General features: G+C 69.8%; 14 protein-coding genes. 7 read left to right on the forward strand and 7 right to left on the reverse strand.

Annotation, left to right across the window (positions count from 1 at the left end):
* The first annotated feature begins 8 nt into the window (after positions 1-8).
* A complete protein-coding gene (locus tag WBG06_RS03255; protein ID WP_336735075.1) occupies positions 9-569 on the forward strand; it encodes a GNAT family N-acetyltransferase in 561 nt (186 codons plus the stop codon).
* Here WBG06_RS03255 and WBG06_RS03260 read toward each other — a convergent pair.
* Positions 558-1,505 (reverse strand): helix-turn-helix transcriptional regulator, encoded by a 948-nt coding sequence (locus tag WBG06_RS03260; protein WP_336735076.1) that lies wholly within the window; start codon positions 1,503-1,505, stop codon positions 558-560. The two genes, WBG06_RS03255 and WBG06_RS03260, sit on opposite strands and share 12 nt — an antisense overlap.
* Positions 1,506-1,740: 235 nt before the next feature.
* Here WBG06_RS03260 and WBG06_RS03265 point away from each other — a divergent pair, with 235 nt between their 5' ends.
* The 3 genes from WBG06_RS03265 to WBG06_RS03275 are packed head-to-tail and all read left to right on the forward strand — an operon-like array spanning position 1,741 to position 5,130.
* Entirely contained in the window at positions 1,741-2,751 is a 1,011-nt protein-coding gene (locus WBG06_RS03265; RefSeq protein ID WP_336735077.1) for an ATP-binding cassette domain-containing protein, read from the forward strand.
* A complete protein-coding gene (locus WBG06_RS03270) occupies positions 2,748-3,554 on the forward strand; it encodes an ABC transporter permease (protein WP_336735078.1) in 807 nt (268 codons plus the stop codon). The genes WBG06_RS03265 and WBG06_RS03270 overlap by 4 nt, the downstream gene beginning before the upstream one ends.
* 58 nt (positions 3,555-3,612) lie before the next feature.
* Complete coding sequence (locus WBG06_RS03275; protein WP_336735079.1) at positions 3,613-5,130, forward strand: DHA2 family efflux MFS transporter permease subunit; 1,518 nt, start codon at positions 3,613-3,615, stop codon at positions 5,128-5,130.
* An 86-nt stretch (positions 5,131-5,216) separates the two neighbouring features.
* On the opposite strand, the gene WBG06_RS03280 is transcribed toward WBG06_RS03275, so the two are convergent.
* Positions 5,217-6,245 (reverse strand): CAP domain-containing protein, encoded by a 1,029-nt coding sequence (locus WBG06_RS03280; RefSeq protein WP_336735080.1) that lies wholly within the window; start codon positions 6,243-6,245, stop codon positions 5,217-5,219.
* Positions 6,246-6,265: 20 nt separating this feature from the next.
* Entirely contained in the window at positions 6,266-7,000 is a 735-nt protein-coding gene (locus WBG06_RS03285) for a TetR/AcrR family transcriptional regulator (RefSeq protein ID WP_336735081.1), read from the reverse strand.
* Between the two features lie 103 nt (positions 7,001-7,103).
* Between WBG06_RS03285 and WBG06_RS03290 the strand changes: the two genes are divergently transcribed.
* The gene (locus WBG06_RS03290) at positions 7,104-7,865 is read left to right on the forward strand and encodes a DUF2306 domain-containing protein (RefSeq protein ID WP_336735082.1); all 762 of its coding nucleotides are present in this window, start codon (positions 7,104-7,106) and stop codon (positions 7,863-7,865) included.
* Here WBG06_RS03290 and purL read toward each other — a convergent pair.
* Both purL and WBG06_RS03300 read right to left on the reverse strand, forming a co-directional pair.
* On the reverse strand, positions 7,772-10,060 hold the full coding sequence (purL, locus tag WBG06_RS03295; RefSeq protein ID WP_336735083.1) for a phosphoribosylformylglycinamidine synthase subunit PurL: 2,289 nt from the start codon (positions 10,058-10,060) through the stop codon (positions 7,772-7,774). The genes WBG06_RS03290 and purL overlap by 94 nt on opposite strands.
* 55 nt (positions 10,061-10,115) lie before the next feature.
* Positions 10,116-10,760 (reverse strand): hypothetical protein, encoded by a 645-nt coding sequence (locus WBG06_RS03300; RefSeq protein ID WP_336735084.1) that lies wholly within the window; start codon positions 10,758-10,760, stop codon positions 10,116-10,118.
* A 183-nt stretch (positions 10,761-10,943) separates the two neighbouring features.
* On the opposite strand from WBG06_RS03300, the gene WBG06_RS03305 reads away from it, so the two are divergent.
* Together WBG06_RS03305 and WBG06_RS03310 are read left to right on the forward strand one after the other, a co-directional pair.
* Positions 10,944-12,335 (forward strand): sulfatase-like hydrolase/transferase, encoded by a 1,392-nt coding sequence (locus WBG06_RS03305; RefSeq protein WP_336735085.1) that lies wholly within the window; start codon positions 10,944-10,946, stop codon positions 12,333-12,335.
* A gap of 141 nt (positions 12,336-12,476) precedes the next feature.
* A complete protein-coding gene (locus WBG06_RS03310; protein WP_336735086.1) occupies positions 12,477-13,829 on the forward strand; it encodes a glycoside hydrolase domain-containing protein in 1,353 nt (450 codons plus the stop codon).
* A gap of 78 nt (positions 13,830-13,907) precedes the next feature.
* Here the strand turns inward: WBG06_RS03310 and WBG06_RS03315 are convergent, their stop codons facing one another.
* Together WBG06_RS03315 and WBG06_RS03320 are read right to left on the reverse strand one after the other, a co-directional pair.
* Positions 13,908-14,492: a hypothetical protein gene (locus WBG06_RS03315; protein ID WP_336735087.1), complete on the reverse strand. Its 585-nt coding sequence runs from the start codon at positions 14,490-14,492 to the stop codon at positions 13,908-13,910.
* A gap of 51 nt (positions 14,493-14,543) precedes the next feature.
* The gene (locus WBG06_RS03320; RefSeq protein ID WP_336735088.1) at positions 14,544-15,146 is read right to left on the reverse strand and encodes a hypothetical protein; all 603 of its coding nucleotides are present in this window, start codon (positions 15,144-15,146) and stop codon (positions 14,544-14,546) included.
* Positions 15,147-15,149 lie beyond the last annotated feature (3 nt).

Below are 15,149 nucleotides of genomic sequence, written 5' to 3' on the forward strand. Positions count from 1 at the left end.
GAGACCAGTTGTTCAACATCGACCTCGGGCACGGCGCGGAGATCGTCCTGCGCGACCGATCGACGGATTTCGCCGTCCACAAGCTCATCAACGCCAACCTCGACCACCTTCGCGAGTGGGAGCCGTGGGCGCACGGGCAGCAGACCATGCTGAGCGTCTCCGGGTTCGGCACCTACCTGCTGAACCAGTGGGTCAAGGGCGAGGCGATCCCGTGCATCATCCGCCAGGACGGCGAGGTCGCCGGCGCCACGACCGCGAGGATCAACCTCTATGAGAAGTCGGCCACGATCGGCTACTGGCTGGGCGAGGCCTACGAGGGCCGCGGCCTGATCACCCGGGCCGTCTCGGCGCTGCTGGACATGCTCTTCGGGGAGTACGACATCGCCCGGGCGATCATCGACACCTCTGTCATGAACAAGCGCAGCCGTGCTGTCGCCGAACGCCTCGGGTTCACCCACGAGGGCACCCTGCGCGGCGCACAGGCCTATCCGGGCGGGCGCCGGGACCTGGTGGTCTACGGGCTCCTGCGCGAGGAGTGGCAGGCTCGCTCGGCCGGTTCAGGAGCCTGAACGGACGAACCGCTCCCCCACCTGCGTGACCAGCTCGGCCAGCTCGGCGGGCTGCTCGACGGTGAAGTCGGCCTCGACGCCGGCGAGGATCATCATCGGCCAGCCCAGGTCGTCGACCTGCATCCGCAGTCGGCAGCCACCCTCGGCCGCCTCGACCTGGCCCCAACGTCCCACCCGCCGCGCGACCACGTCGGCCTCGGCTCGGATCAGGACACAGACGTCGTGGGCAGCCGGCCGGGAGCGGATCCCCGCCTGGACGTACGTCGCGGCGTCTCCGCCGGGGATCTCCCGCGGACGGAACCGCTGGCCGGTGGTCGCCGGGTCGCTGATCCGGTCGACCCGGAAGGAGCGCCAGTCCTGACGGAGCCGGTCATAGGCGAGGAGGTACCAGCGGTTGCCGAGCGTCACCAGCCGGTGCGGCTCGACGCGACGCAGGGTCGGCTCGGCCTCGGGCGCCTGGTAGGTGAAGGTCAGCGCCTCGTCGTCGCGGCAGGCCTGCGCCAGGATCCCGAGCACGCCGGCGTCCAGCGGCACCCGGCCGCCCCAGGGGAGCGAGTCGGTCTGAGACGTGACCGCGTCCATCCGACGCCGTAGCCGCGGCGGCATCAGCGCGATGACCTTTCCCAGCGCCTGGGCGGAGGTGTCCCCCATCCCGGCCACCAGTCCGGCGGCGGCGGTGCGCAGCCCGACCGCGATCGCGACCGCCTCCTCGTCGTCGAGCAGCAGCGGCGGCAGCGCGTTGCCGGCGCGGAGCTGGTAGCCGCCCGCCACGCCGCGGCTGGCGTCCACGTCGTAGCCGAGATCTCGGAGCCGCTCGATGTCTCGGCGCAGCGTACGTTCGCTGACCTCGAGGCGCTCGGACAGCTCCGTGCCGGGCCAGAAACGGTGGGTCTGCAGCAGCGACAGCAGCTGCAGCATCCGGGCGCTCGTACTCATTGCGTCGCTCGCTGGTGCTCGCTCATGCTGTCGACTCTAAGCATCATTGCGGTCATCTTGTGACCTGATTGCCCGGAGTTCGGGTCAGCCCGCGCGACGGGCGGCTCGCCCCCTCCTCGAGCCGCCCGCCGCGGCGCCACCTGTCTCTTACCCGCGGGTCGGATTTCTAAACCAGATTGCTGCAGAAATTCGAAAGCGGCCAGGAACTGACCGGATTACCTCCGAGGCTGGAGACATGACGAACCACACCAACCAGCGGTCGGTGATCCGCACTCAGGCACTGACCAGGCATTTCACCCGAAGCAAGAAGACCGTCGAGGCCGTACGCGGGCTCGACCTCGAGATCAACCGAGGTGAGCTCGTCGCCTTCCTCGGCCCGAACGGAGCCGGCAAGTCGACCACCCTGCGGATGCTGACCACCCTCATCCCGCCCACCTCCGGCACCGCCGAGGTCGCCGGCCACGACGTCGTCCGCGCACGTTCGGCCGTTCGACGCTCGATCGGCTACGTCGGTCAGGGCAACGCCGCCGCGTACGTCCAGCGCGGTCGCGACGAGCTGATGTCCCAGGCCCGCGCCCACGGCATCCCGCGTGCTGCCGCGAAGGCGCGGATCGAGGAGCTGCTCGCCGCCTTCGACCTGCAGGAGTACGCGGACCGCCCGGTCCAGACGCTCAGCGGCGGCCAGCGGCGACGTCTCGACATCGCGATCGGGCTGTTCAACCACCCCGAGGTGCTGTTCCTCGACGAGCCGTCGACCGGCCTCGACCCGCAGAACCGCGCCAACCTCCAGGAGCAGATCCGTCGACTCCACGAGGACGGCACCACGATCGTGCTCACCACCCACTACCTGGAGGAGGCGGACGCGCTCGCCGGGCGAGTGATCGTCATCGACCACGGCGTGGTGATCGCCGACGACACCGCCTCCCGCCTCAAGGAGAGGCTCGGTGACCTGGTGCTCCTCGGCTTCGGCACCGAGTCGGACGCCGCGACCGCGGCCTCCCGCGCCGAGTCGGCGCTGTCCGGGTCCACCCTCATCGAGAGAGCCGGCACCCAGGTCTCGATCCGCACCCCGCGCGGCGCCGACAGCGCCCCGGCACTGGCCATCGACCTGGCCGCGCACGGCACGCCCGCGATCCGGATGGAGGTCCACGCCCCCACCCTCGACGACGTCTTCCTCGACCTCACCGGCCGCAGCCTGCGCGAGTCGGCCGACTCCACCACCCAGACCGAAGGAGCAGCAGCATGACCACCCTCACCATCCCGGCCACCCAGGTCCGGCGCACGACCCGGCCGCTGAGCCGGCCGACCGGCTTCCTCACCGACACCTGGACCGTCCTGGTCCGCGAGCTCACCCCCAAGCTGCGCCAGCCCGCCTCCATGCTCTTCGCGATGGTGCAGCCGCTGGTCTTCCTGGGCCTCTTCGCACCGCTGCTGCCCGCCGTCGAGAGCGGCAGCGCGCTGCAGTGGTTCGTGCCCGGGATCGTCGTCATGACCGCACTGATGGGCGCCTCGATGACCGGCGCGGACCTGACCGCGGAGATCCGCTCCGGCTCCCACGAGCGGCTGCTGGTCTCGCCCCTGTCCCGGCCGTCGCTGCTCGTCGGACGCGCCCTGAAGGAAGTCGTGCCGGTGCTGTTCCAGACGGCCGTCATCCTCGCCGTGGTGACCCCGTTCAGCTTCGACCTCCACCTCGGCGGGGTGCTGGTCGGAGCCGTCATCGTCTCGCTCTTCGCGATCGGGCTGGGCGCGCTCAGCTTCGCGCTGGCGACCGCCGCGAAAGAGCAGGACTGGGTCTTCTGGACCGTCCAGCAGATGCTGATCTTCCCACTGCTCCTTCTCTCCGGCGTGCTCCTCCCCCTCGACGGCGCCCCTGGCTGGCTGCGGTTCCTCAGCGACATCAACCCGATGACGTACGTCGTGGAGGCGGAGCGCGCACTCTTCGCCGGCGAGTTCCCGGCCGATGTCGTCATCAGCGGCTTCGTCGCAGCGACGGCCGTCGCCGTGCTCGGCGTCCTGGTCGGCGTACGGACCATGGAGAGGTCGAGCTGAACATCTCGGAGTAGAAATCCCTTGACCTCAAGCTCACTTCAACTTCCAGACTGAAGGCATGACGCCCCGACCACGCACAGCCCCGAGCCCGACAACGATCGTGCTCACCGTCATCGCCGGCACGGTGATGATCCCGATCGACATCACGATCGTCGCGGTAGCGATCGCCCGTCTCTCCCAGGAGACGGGCGCTTCGCTACCCGTGATCCAATGGGTCGCCACCGGTTACACGCTCGCCCTGGCGACGGTCATCCCGGCCGCCGCGTGGGCGATCAGCCGGTTCGGCGCACGCCAGGTCTTCCTGACCGCCATCGCCGTCTTCACCGTCGGCTCCGGCCTGGTCGCGGCATCCTGGAACGTGGAGTCGCTGATCGCGTTCCGGGTGCTGCAGGGTCTCGGCGGCGGCTTCGTGATGCCGGCGGCGATGACCCTGACCCTGCGCTCGGCGCCACCGGAGGAGCGAGGCCGACTGATGGCCCTGATGGGCCTGCCGGTGCTGGTCGGTCCGGTCTTCGGGCCGGTGCTCGGCGGCTGGCTGCTCGACACGATGTCGTGGCGGTGGATGTTCCTCATCAACCTGCCGATCGGCCTGCTCGGCCTCATCCTCGGGATGCGCAACCTGCCGCGGCTGGAGCGTGGTCCGAGCGCCCGCCTGGACGTACGCGGCCTGCTGCTCCTTCCGCCCGCGATGGCGCTCCTCGTGCTGGGCACCTCGTTCGCCGAAGGCACCCTGCTCGCAGCTGACGTGCTCGTCCCGATCGGCGCCGGAGTGGTCCTGGTGGCGCTCTTCGTCCGGCACGCTCTCCGGACGGCGGCGCCGCTCCTGGACGTCCGGCTCCTCAGCCGGCGCCTGACCGGCGGCAGTGCCGCACTGCTGGTCTGCTTCGCCGGCGGCTACTTCGGCTCGATGATCCTGGTGCCGCTCTACTGGCAGGTCGTACGCGGCGAGTCCGCCACCACCGCGGGACTGCTGATGGCGCCGGCCGGCATCGCCGCCGGGGTCATGATCCAGATCTCCGGCCGCCTCATCGACCGGTTCCCGCCGCTACCGGTGATCGGCTCGGGCATCGTGGTCTCCACCCTGGGTTTCGCCGCCCTGGCGCTCCAGCTGAGCGCCGACGCCCCGGTGGCGGCTCTGGTCACGACCCACTCGATCGCGACGGCGGGTGCCGGGTTCGTCCTCCTGCCGACGATGACGATCGCCACCCGCTACCTCGAGGACAGCGCCATCCCGGCCGGCTCGACGCTGATCAACGTGATGAACCAGGTCGCCACCGCGCTGTGCACCGCCGGTGTCTCGGTGCTCCTGGCCACCGCCCTCGCCGCCCGCCTGCCCGGGCTGGGCAGCGACGGCGTCGGAGCGCTCAGCGCACTGTCACCCGCCGAGCTCGACGCGGTCGCACCGCTGGCCGCCGACGCCCTGCAGGTCGCGTTCTGGCTCCCGGTGACGATGATGGCCATCTCGGCCGTGGTCGCGTTCATCGCCTTCCGGCGTACGCCCTCGGCTCGGCCGGCCCCCACTCCCGCCGAGTCGGCGCATCTTGACGAGATCTCCGGTCGAGTCGGCGCATCCTGACGAGATCCCCGGTCGAGTCGGCGCATGTTGACGAGATCCCCGGTCGAGTCGGCCCGTCAAGACGGGCCGACTCGGCGTCGGGACTGTCACCACTCGCGGCGAGGTGGAGGACTTGGGCGGACGGGGCGGCTCTGGGCGGGATAGGCCTGAGCCGGAAAGGTCCGGGCGGGATAGGTCCGGGCGGGATAGTTTGACAGTGGACTATTTGGCGCGGGGTGAGTTCGTGCGGGATGGGTTCCTCCGGGCCGAGCCTGCTCGGTCACCGTTTCCCGGCGCCGCCGGTCACGGCGGTGTCGCCCCAGGAACAGCCCGGCGAGCAACCCGAGCGCCGACAGCCCGAGCATCCCGACGGCTACCTCTGCGACACCGATGCCGAACAGCCCGCTCGAAGCCGGAGTCGGACCATCCGACGCATCGGTGAACGTCACCGGGCCCGCCGTCTCCGAGTCGCCCCCAGCCAAGGACGAGGTCGACTCGGATGCGGATGCGGACCCCGAGGGCGACACCGACGGTAGTGCCGATGACGTACGCGACGGGGTTGGCGATGCGGTCTCGGTTGTCGCGGGCTTCGTGGGCTTCGCGGTCTGCCGAGGAGTCGGTGCCTTGGTCGAGGCCGGCGGGGCCGGCGCCGGTGTCGCCTTCGGCTTCTCGGTCGGTCGCGCGCCCGGCGGGTACTTGGCGAAGACCTGGACGCCCCAGCTGGTGCCGTCGACCACGACGAACGCGATCCCGATATGGGTGTAGTCGCCGAGGATGTTGGCCCGATGCCCCTCGGAGTTCATCCAGCCCCGGTGCATCTCCGCGCCGGTCGGATAGCCCATGGCCACGTTCTCGCCGACGCCCTGCCACCCCTGCGGTACCTGCTCGGCCAGATCCGGGTTGTGCGAGAGCGATCCGTCGGCAGCGATCTTGTACGCCCACCTCCGCGCCAGCCCGTCGAGAGCGGAGTCGCGCGTGAGCGGGTCGAGACCGGCTTCGGACCGCGCAGCGTTCGCCAGTCTCTTGATCGAGCCGCCCTCCCCCGCGGAGGCCGGGCCGGCGCCGACGAGCAGCGCAGCTGCCGCGAGCAGCAGAGCGAGGAGACAGGGCACGAGGCGATGCAGGTGGGGGAACATCCCCGCCAGGGTATCGACCTTTACTCGGGGCCGCCGTGCTCGAGATGGCGCTCGATGTGGGCCTCGATCCCGGCGAGCAGCAGGCTCTGCCCGAAGGCCGAGGGATCATCCGACTCCGACCGTTCTCCGGGCACCGCCGGACGCCAGGTCGCCATCGACGCCATCAGACTGGGGAACCGCTCCGGATCCGCGTACGTCACGAGCATCTGCTCGAAGGACGCGAACGGGTTGTTCTCCTCGGAGAGCGCGGCCTCGATCTCGATCTTCGCCTCGCCCAGCGTGTATTGCGAGAGGATGCCGACGATCGCCAGCTTCTCCTCGGCCGGCAGCGCCACATCGCGCAGGTAGTAGAACGCCAGGTCGATCCAGGCCAGCCGGTTCGGCCCCGGCAGCGCAGCAGCGATCGGCAGCTCGAGGAACCACGGCTTCCTGCGCGCGAGATCGACCTGCGCGCGCATCCATGCCGCCAGCCCTTCGCGCCACCCCAGCTCGGGCGCCAGCGTCGGCAGCTCCGCGCAGAGCCGGTCGGAGAGGAGGACGAGCAGCTCCTCCTTGTTCTTCACGTGCCGGTAGAGCGCCATCGGGGAGCACCCGACCTCGTCGGCCACGCGGGCCATCGAGACGGCGGCAAGTCCATGCTCATCAGCAAGGACGTAGGCGGCCTCGACGATCTTGGCGACGCTCAGCGCCGGCTTGGGGCCGCGACGGCCGGCCGGGGGCTTGCCCCACAGCCGAGGGATCAGATCGGAACTCATCGCGTCCATCATGCCCTGCTTCTCCTCGAAACCGGTTGACCGCGCCATTAATCTGCGTATTCTCTAAACAGTTAATGCCATACGCTATTAGATCGGACAGATCATGAGCCCCACGAACAGTCCTCTGGCGCGCCAATGGTGGGTCTTCCCGCTGGCCGCCGCGACGGTGATCTTCCTGGTGACAGCGCTGCCGCGGTATGTCGGCCTGGACCCGTCGCAGTCACTCTCCCCCGCCGACCGCGGGCCGGCCTTCTACCCGGCATTGGTGACGCACATCTTCTTCGGGTCGGTGATGCTCAGCTGCGGCGTGCTCCAGCTGTGGCCCTGGCTGCGCGCCAACCATCCGAGGATGCACCGCTGGACCGGGCGCACCTATGTCGCCACCGCGATCCCGACAGGCGTGGCGGCCCTGGTCACCAGCCAGTTCCCCGCCGCCGGACCGTCCCAGCAGGTCGGCAACACCTTCCTCGCCGGGCTGTTCCTGGTGTTCACCCTGCTCGGCTTCCGCGCCGTCCGGCAGCGGCGCTTCGCGGACCACCGCGAGTGGATGTACCGCAGCTACGCGCTGGCGTTCTCGATCATCGCCAACCGATTCTGGGGCGCGGTGATGATCATCCTCTTCGTGCCCGAGGTCCTCACCGGAGCCGACATCGGCACCGAGGACCCCACCCTCGCCAGCGCCGCCGCGGCATCGGCCTGGGTCAGCTGGGTCGTGAACCTGCTGATCGCCGAGTGGATCATCCACCGCACGCCGCGGCGACGACGGACCGATCAGGCCAGCGCGTCCCGCAGGGTCGAGCGCCAGACGCCGGTGAGCTCCTCGAGCGGGATCTCGACGGTGCCGCCGTCGAAGGCGACCTCGTAGGTCGACCCGCCGGTCACCCCGAGCTTGGTCGCCGCGACTCCGTGTCGCTCGGCCAGCGAGGTGAGCCGCTCGACGTCGTCGGCCTTGACGGTGACGACCGCGCGGGCGACCGACTCCGAGAAGAGCGCCACGAACGGGTCGCCGGCGAGCGTGACGGAGACACCGATGCCCGAGGACATCGCCGGCTCGGCCAGCGCCTGCATCAGGCCACCGTCGGAGAGGTCGTGGGCGGAGGTCACGAAGCGCGCCTCGAGCAGCAGCTCGGCCAGCGCCTTCTCGGCCGCCAGGTTCACCTTGGGCGGCAGCCCGCCGAGGTGACCGTGCACGACGTGGGCCCACTCCGAGCCGGAGAGCTCCTCGTGGGTCTCCCCCAGCAGCACGACGACCTCGTCGGCGGCCTGGAAGTCCGAAGGCGTACGCGTGGTGACGTCGTCGATCACACCGAGCGTCGCGACCACCGGCGTGGGGTGGATGGCGGTCTCGCCGGTCTGGTTGTAGAGGGAGACGTTGCCGCCGGTGACCGGGATGCCGAGCTCGAGGCAGGCGTCCTTCAGGCCGCGGGTCGCCTCGGCGAACTGCCACATCACGTCGGGGTCCTCCGGCGACCCGAAGTTGAGGCAGTCGGAGATGGCCAGCGGCTTGGCACCGACGGAGGCCACGTTGCGGTAGGACTCGGACAGCGCGAGCTGGGCGCCCGCATAGGGGTCCAGCTTGGCGAAGCGACCGTTGGCGTCGGTCGCGAGCGCGACCCCGAGGTTGGTCGACTCGTCGACGCGGATCATGCCGCCGTCGGCGGGCTGGGAGAGGACGGTGTTGCCGCGCACGTAGCGGTCGTACTGCTCGGTGATCCAGGACTTGTCGCACAGGTTCTCCGAGGCGACCAGCTTCAGGATGGTCTCGCGGAGCTCGTCGGCGGAGGCCGCGCGCGGGAGCTTCTCGGCCACGTCGGCCTGCAGCGCGTCCTGCCACGACGGGCGGGCGTAGGGGCGCTCGTAGACCGGGCCGTCGTGGGCGACGGTCGTCGGGTCGACGTCGACGATGGTCTCGCCGTGCCAGTCGACGCGCAGCCGGCCCTCGCCGGTCACGGTGCCGATGACAGCCGCCTCGACGTCCCACTTGGCGCAGATGTCCATGAAGGTCGCCTCGTCCTCGGGCGCGATGACCGCCATCATCCGCTCCTGGGACTCGCTCATCAGGATCTCCTCCGGAGCGAGCGTCGAGTCACGCAGCGGCACCCGCTCGAGGTGAACGTGCATGCCGCCGTCACCGGCGGCCGCGAGCTCGGAGGTGGCACACGAGATGCCTGCCGCACCGAAGTCCTGGATGCCGCGGACGATGCCGGCGGCGAAGAGCTCCAGGGTGCACTCGATCAGCAGCTTCTCCATGAACGGGTCGCCGACCTGGACGCTCGGCCGCTTCGCCGGGCCGTCCTCGTCGAACTCGACCGACGCCAGGATGGAGGCGCCGCCGATGCCGTCGCCGCCGGTGCGCGCGCCGTACATGATCACCAGGTTGCCGGCGCCGGACGCCTTGGCGAGGTGGAGGTCCTCGTGGCGCAGCACGCCGACGCAGAGGGCGTTGACCAGCGGGTTGCCGAGGTAGGAGGCGTCGAAGACCGCCTCACCGCCGATGTTGGGCAGACCCAGGCAGTTGCCGTAGTGACCGATGCCGGACACGATTCCGGGCAGCACCCGGTGGGTGTCCTCCTCGGCCAGCGGGCCGAACCGGAGCGGGTCCATGACGGCGACCGGGCGCGCGCCCATCGCGAGGATGTCGCGGACGATGCCACCGACGCCGGTCGCGGCGCCCTGGTGGGGCTCCACGTAGGACGGGTGGTTGTGCGACTCGACCTTGAAGGTCACCGCATAGCCCTGCCCGACGTCGAGCACGCCCGCGTTCTCGCCGATGCCGGCGAGCATCTTGCCGGCCGGGGTCTCCTGCGGGATCTCGCCGAACTGCTTGAGGTGGACCTTGGAGGACTTGTAGGAGCAGTGCTCGGACCACATCACCGAGTACATCGCCAGCTCCGCGCCGGTCGGCCGGCGGCCGAGGATGCGGCGGATCTCGGCGTACTCGTCCTCCTTGAGGCCGAGCTCGGCCCAGGGCTGCTCGCGGTCAGGGTCACCGGCAGCGTGGTGCACGGTGTCCAGGAGCGGAAGATCGGACGCAACGGCAGCGGACGAAGTCTCGGTCACGGGCAGAAATCTACGTCAGAGGTGCCCAATCCCCCGAGTCGTCGCCAGGCATCGATCATCTGGGCAGCCCGCGCCACTCCCGCAGGTCGCGGATCTCGCCGAACTCCTCGAGAGCCTCTCGGGCGACCTCACCATCGCCGGCGTACGCCGCGACGCTCCAGCCGTGGCCCTCGACCATCTCCGCGGTGACCCAGGTCGCCTCGCCGTGCGGCGTGGGCAGCCGGCGCGGGCGCCAGGAGAGCGACATCCCCCCGTCAGGGCGCTGCGCGACACTGGGGGTCGAGCCGATGGCAGCATACTTCTTCTGACCGGTCTGCCACTCGCTCCAGTAGGCGTAGTGGAGGTAGACCCGAGAGCCGCGCCAGGACATCGAGCACTCCACGAACTGGTCGCCGGCGCCGGTGTCGTCGCGGGCGCACTCACCGCGCCGAGCGGCCTCGTCGTATCCGGGAAGGACCCACCTCATGCCGTCCTCGCCGCGGGGGTCCGGGCAGCGGGTCAGAGAGCCGGAACCGTTCCCGTCCCAGCAGACGTAGGGCGTGTTGGCGCGCTTCGTGGTCGAGCTGACCTGGTCGGCGACCGCGAACGGCCCGATCACCTCGCCGCCGTGGGCGAGATGGATGATCCCGGCGACCGCCAGCGCGAGCAGCACGGTGATCACGAAGAGGGCCGGCGTGACCCGGTCGCGGCGCTTCTGCACAGGCCCCCACCCCCCTCAGCGTTCCCTTCCTTTACCAAGGTAACGCCGCAGCGCGGCTTTGGTTAGGGCCCATCAACCACGGGACCAACGTCCCAGCATGTCCGCCGACCGAGACCCCCGCCGGGGTCCCGGACTCCCGTCTAGTCTTCAATCTGTAGTTATTCACTAAAGAAAGGCAATACGGTGCCCTCCCCCAGCACGCTCAGCCGACGCAGCCTCTTGGCCACCGGTGCCGGCGCGATCGCCGCCACCGGCCTCGCCACCCCCGCCAACGCGGCCGTCGAGAAGCCGTTCACGGCGCGCAAGGTCACCCGGCCCCAGCGCAGGCCCAACCTTCTGGTCATCCTGGGCGACGACCTCGGCTGGGCCGACCTGTCCGCCTACGGCGCCCCGGACATCAAGACCCCGCACCTGGACCGGCTCGCGGCCTCCGGCGTGCGGTTCACCGATGCCTACTCCGCCTCTTCGGTCTGCTCCCCCACTCGGTTCGGCCTCTACACCGGCCGCTACCCCGGTCGCCTGCCGGGCGGGCTGCCGGAGCCGATCAGCTCGCCCAACGAGCTGCACGGCATCCCGCTGGACCACCCGACGCTGGCCTCGCTGCTCAAGGAGCAGGGCTACGCGACGGCCCTGTTCGGCAAGTGGCACTGCGGCTTTCTGCCCTGGTACAGCCCGACCAGGGTCGGCTGGGACGAGTTCTTCGGCAACTTCTCCGGCGGTCTCGACTACTTCTCGAAGATCAACCACAACGGCGACCACGACCTCTACGAGGACGAGGTGGAGGTCGAGGACCTGCGCTACTACACCGAGATCGTCACCGAGAAGGCCGTCGGCTTCATCGAGCGCGACCACGACGCCCCGTGGCTCCTGAACCTCAACTTCACCACCCCGCACTGGCCCTGGGAGGGACCCGACGACAAGGCCGTGAGCGACGAGCTGACCGCCCGGATCGAGGGCGGCGAGAAGGGCGTGCTCTTCCACAACGACGGCGGCTCGCTGGCAACGTACAAGACGATGGTCGAGGACCTGGACCAGTCGATCGGCCAGGTCATCAAGGCCCTCGAGCGCACCGGTCAGCTCCGCGACACGGTCGTCTTCTTCGCCAGCGACAACGGCGGCGAGCGGTTCTCCAACGTCTGGCCGTTCACCGGCGCGAAGTCGAGCCTCAACGAGGGCGGCATCCGGGTGCCCACGATCCTGAGCTGGCCCGGCACGCTCCCCGGTCGCCAGGTCAGCGACGAGCCGGTGGTCACGACCGACTGGACCGCGACCTTCCTGGAGCTCGCCGGTGCGACGCCGGCGGCGGACCACCCGCTCGACGGCACCAGCCTGGTCCCGTTCCTCTTCGGCGGTCGGCCGCGCGAGACCCAGGACCTCTTCTGGCGTATGCGGGGCCAGCGGGCGCTGCGTCGTGGCCCGCTCAAGTATCTGCGGCTCGACGGCACCGACCATCTCTACGACCTGAGCGAGGACGTACGCGAACAGGCCGACCTGGCACGGAGGCGACCCGAGGAGCTGGCGGAGCTGCGTGCGGCCTGGGAGAAAGTCGACAAGACCCTGCTGGCGTACTCCTGACGCACCGTCCGCCGTCCCGAGGCGACCGGAGCCGAGCGAGGGAGTAACCGAGCGAAGCTCGGATGTCAGGTCAACCAAACACCGCCCTCTGCGCGAGTCCACTGGTAACAGAGTGACCGTTGTGACTACCGTGACGAAACTATGGGGGCAAACACCAGGTTCACGAACGTCAGACGGGCACTCGGCGCCGGCTTGCTCTGCGGCGTCGTCGGGGTCGCGGGGCTGGCAGCGCCCAGTCCCGCGGCCGCCGCGAATCCCGTCACGCCGGGCAACTTCACCGGTTTCGGCTTCGACCAGTGCGCGGCACCGTCGCAGACCGCGATGGACCGCTGGTGGAAGCACTCCAACTTCGGCGCGGTCGGCATCTACATCGCCGGCAACTCGCGCGGCTGCCGCAAGCAGGCCAACCTCAGCGCCACCTGGGTGCGCAACCAGCAGGCCCGCGGATGGCGCCTGCTGCCGATCACGCTCGGGCCGCAGGCGTCCTGCAACCCGCACTTCCCGCGCTACCGCGACGATCCGCGGATCAGCGCCAGCTCGACCAATCAGTACGCCGCAGCCAAGCGCCAAGGTGTCAGCCAGGCCAATGCGACCGTCGACGCCGCCAAGCGCTACGGCATCCGTGCCGGAAGCACGATGTTCTACGACCTCGAGGGCTTCGACATCGGCAACAAGCGCTGCCGCGAGTCGGCGATGTGGTTCGTCTCGGCCTGGAGCCACCGGATCAAGAAGCTCGGCTACCGACCGGGGATGTATTCGAGCGCGGCCTCCGGGATCAAGGCGATGCACGCCGTCTGGCGCGCCCAGCCGCGCGGCTTCGTCTACCCCGCGGACCTGTGGATCGCCGACTGGGACGGCCGCGCCGGCACCTCGACGCGCTACATCCCCGACACTCCCTGGAACCCGCACCGCCGCGTCAAGCAGTACCGCGGACCCCACAAGGAGACTCACGGCGGCACCACCATCGAGATCGACTCCAACTACGTCGACCTCGGCCGCGGCTCCTTCGCCCGGCCGACGACCCACTGTGGCGGCGTGCCGGTCAGCTTCACCTACTACCCCGCCCTGAAGCCGCGCAGCAGCTCCTACACCCCGTCGCCGATCTACACGAAGGCGCTGGAGTGCATGCTCCGCGAGCGCGGTGGCTTCACCGGCGCGATCGACGGGACGTACGACGCGGGCCTGGTCAGGGCTGTCAACGCCTGGCAGCGCTCGCATGGTCTGGCGGTGCGCAAGACCTGGACCCAGGGCGCCTGGAAGACGCTGTGGGCCGCCAACAGCCGCCCGCTGCTCAAGCGTGGGTCGGCCGGAGAGTCCGTCCGCGACCTGCAGCGCGCGCTCAGCGCCACCTCCGCCCCCGAGCGCCCGAAGATCACCGGGGTCCTCGACTGGAACACCCATGTCGCCCTCGTCGCCTACCAGAAGCGCCTCGGCCGCACCCAGACCGGGATGGCCACCGAGGTGACCTGGTACGACCTGGCCCACGGCCGCTGAGCCCGAGTTGTGAAGCTGAGCGCGGCCTATGGACCGCGCTCAGCTTCACAACTCACCGGGCTCCGGTTCGAGGAGCCGTCAGTCCAGCAATGCAGCATCGGAGCAGAAGATCTGCTGCGCCTCGGCAGCCGAGTCTGAGTGGGCGAGACCGGTCACGTCGGCCGGGACGCCCTGGGGGTAGAGGTCGCGGAGGTCGAGGACACCGACGCAGAAGATGACCTCCTCGACCGGGTCCGGAAGCTCCGGGACGGAGTCGTCGTCGAATGGTCGGTATTCCTCGAGCGGCAACGGCACGCGCACGTCCCGCTTCATCTCGTCGCCCGCCGCCAGCTTGACCCAACCGACCGCCGGCATCTGCGCGAACGACTTGTCCTCCGGCAGCGCGAAGACCCGCTTGCCGACCTCGGCCCGGCTCCCGCCGCTGCCCAGGACGTAGACGGTGTCGGCCGATGCCGGCTGCAGCGCCCCGTTGGCGTACGTCGGCACCGAGTCGATCACGTAGACGTCGGCGTCCGCGTCATTGACCACCCGATAGCTGACCTCGAGCTCGTCTCCGGCCACGGTGATCTCGGAATCGAACCAGACTCCAATGATCTCCTGATCCCCCTCGGGGACCGTCGCGCAGCCACTCATCAGAGCGACGAGCCCTACCGTTGCTGCCATCGTCCTGGACCAATCGCGGAGGAGTACGTGCGCCGATGTCACGCAGCCCGCCTAACTGATCGCTACCGGCTCGGAGCAGAACAGGTGCTGCTCGGCGCTCGCGTGCCCAACGGTTCGCGTCCCGTCCTCCTCGGTCTGCGGCGTCATCGATTCGGGGAAGGGCGAGGAGACCACGCCGAGGCAGAACCGGATCTTGTCAACATCGTCCGGGATAGACATCGCCCCGGATCCGAAGTCGCTTCCGAACGGATGGAACCAGGTCAGTGGCACGGCCGAGCTCACATCGACCTCGACAGTCTCCCCCGGCGCAACCTCGGTGACCCCGACCCGCGGGATCGACTCCCAGGTCTGGTCGGTGTCGGGGATCCCGAACAGCGCCTGTGACAACAGCGCACCGCCGCCGGCATCCTCGGTGACGTACGCCGCGTCCTCCCGATAGCGGACGCCGGCCCCAGCTGCCACCGCCGGGCGGTTGATGAGCAGCACCGGCTCGTCACCGTCATTGGCGAACCGGTAGCTCACCCGGACCTCGGTGTCGCCGACCGACACCTCGGCGCCGAACGTCGCCTCCGGGGCCGGCGCGGAGCCAGAAGGACCGAACTCGCCGTAGGGCGAATCCGCTCCCGCGTCAGCACACCCAGCGAGCAATAACAACGA

Source organism: Nocardioides sp. CCNWLW239 (assembly GCF_037137035.1).
Taxonomy (GTDB): Bacteria; Actinomycetota; Actinomycetes; order Propionibacteriales; family Nocardioidaceae; genus Nocardioides.

Coding starts and splice junctions, on each gene's coding strand:
- WBG06_RS03260 (WP_336735076.1), bottom strand. CDS start 1,505: ATGAGTACGAGCGCCCGGATGCTGCAGCTGCTGTCGCTGCTGCAGACC.
- WBG06_RS03265 (WP_336735077.1), top strand. CDS start 1,741: ATGACGAACCACACCAACCAGCGGTCGGTGATCCGCACTCAGGCACTG.
- WBG06_RS03270 (WP_336735078.1), top strand. CDS start 2,748: ATGACCACCCTCACCATCCCGGCCACCCAGGTCCGGCGCACGACCCGG.
- WBG06_RS03275 (WP_336735079.1), top strand. CDS start 3,613: ATGACGCCCCGACCACGCACAGCCCCGAGCCCGACAACGATCGTGCTC.
- WBG06_RS03280 (WP_336735080.1), bottom strand. CDS start 6,245: ATGTTCCCCCACCTGCATCGCCTCGTGCCCTGTCTCCTCGCTCTGCTG.
- WBG06_RS03285 (WP_336735081.1), bottom strand. CDS start 7,000: ATGAGTTCCGATCTGATCCCTCGGCTGTGGGGCAAGCCCCCGGCCGGC.
- WBG06_RS03290 (WP_336735082.1), top strand. CDS start 7,104: ATGAGCCCCACGAACAGTCCTCTGGCGCGCCAATGGTGGGTCTTCCCG.
- WBG06_RS03310 (WP_336735086.1), top strand. CDS start 12,477: ATGGGGGCAAACACCAGGTTCACGAACGTCAGACGGGCACTCGGCGCC.
- WBG06_RS03315 (WP_336735087.1), bottom strand. CDS start 14,492: ATGGCAGCAACGGTAGGGCTCGTCGCTCTGATGAGTGGCTGCGCGACG.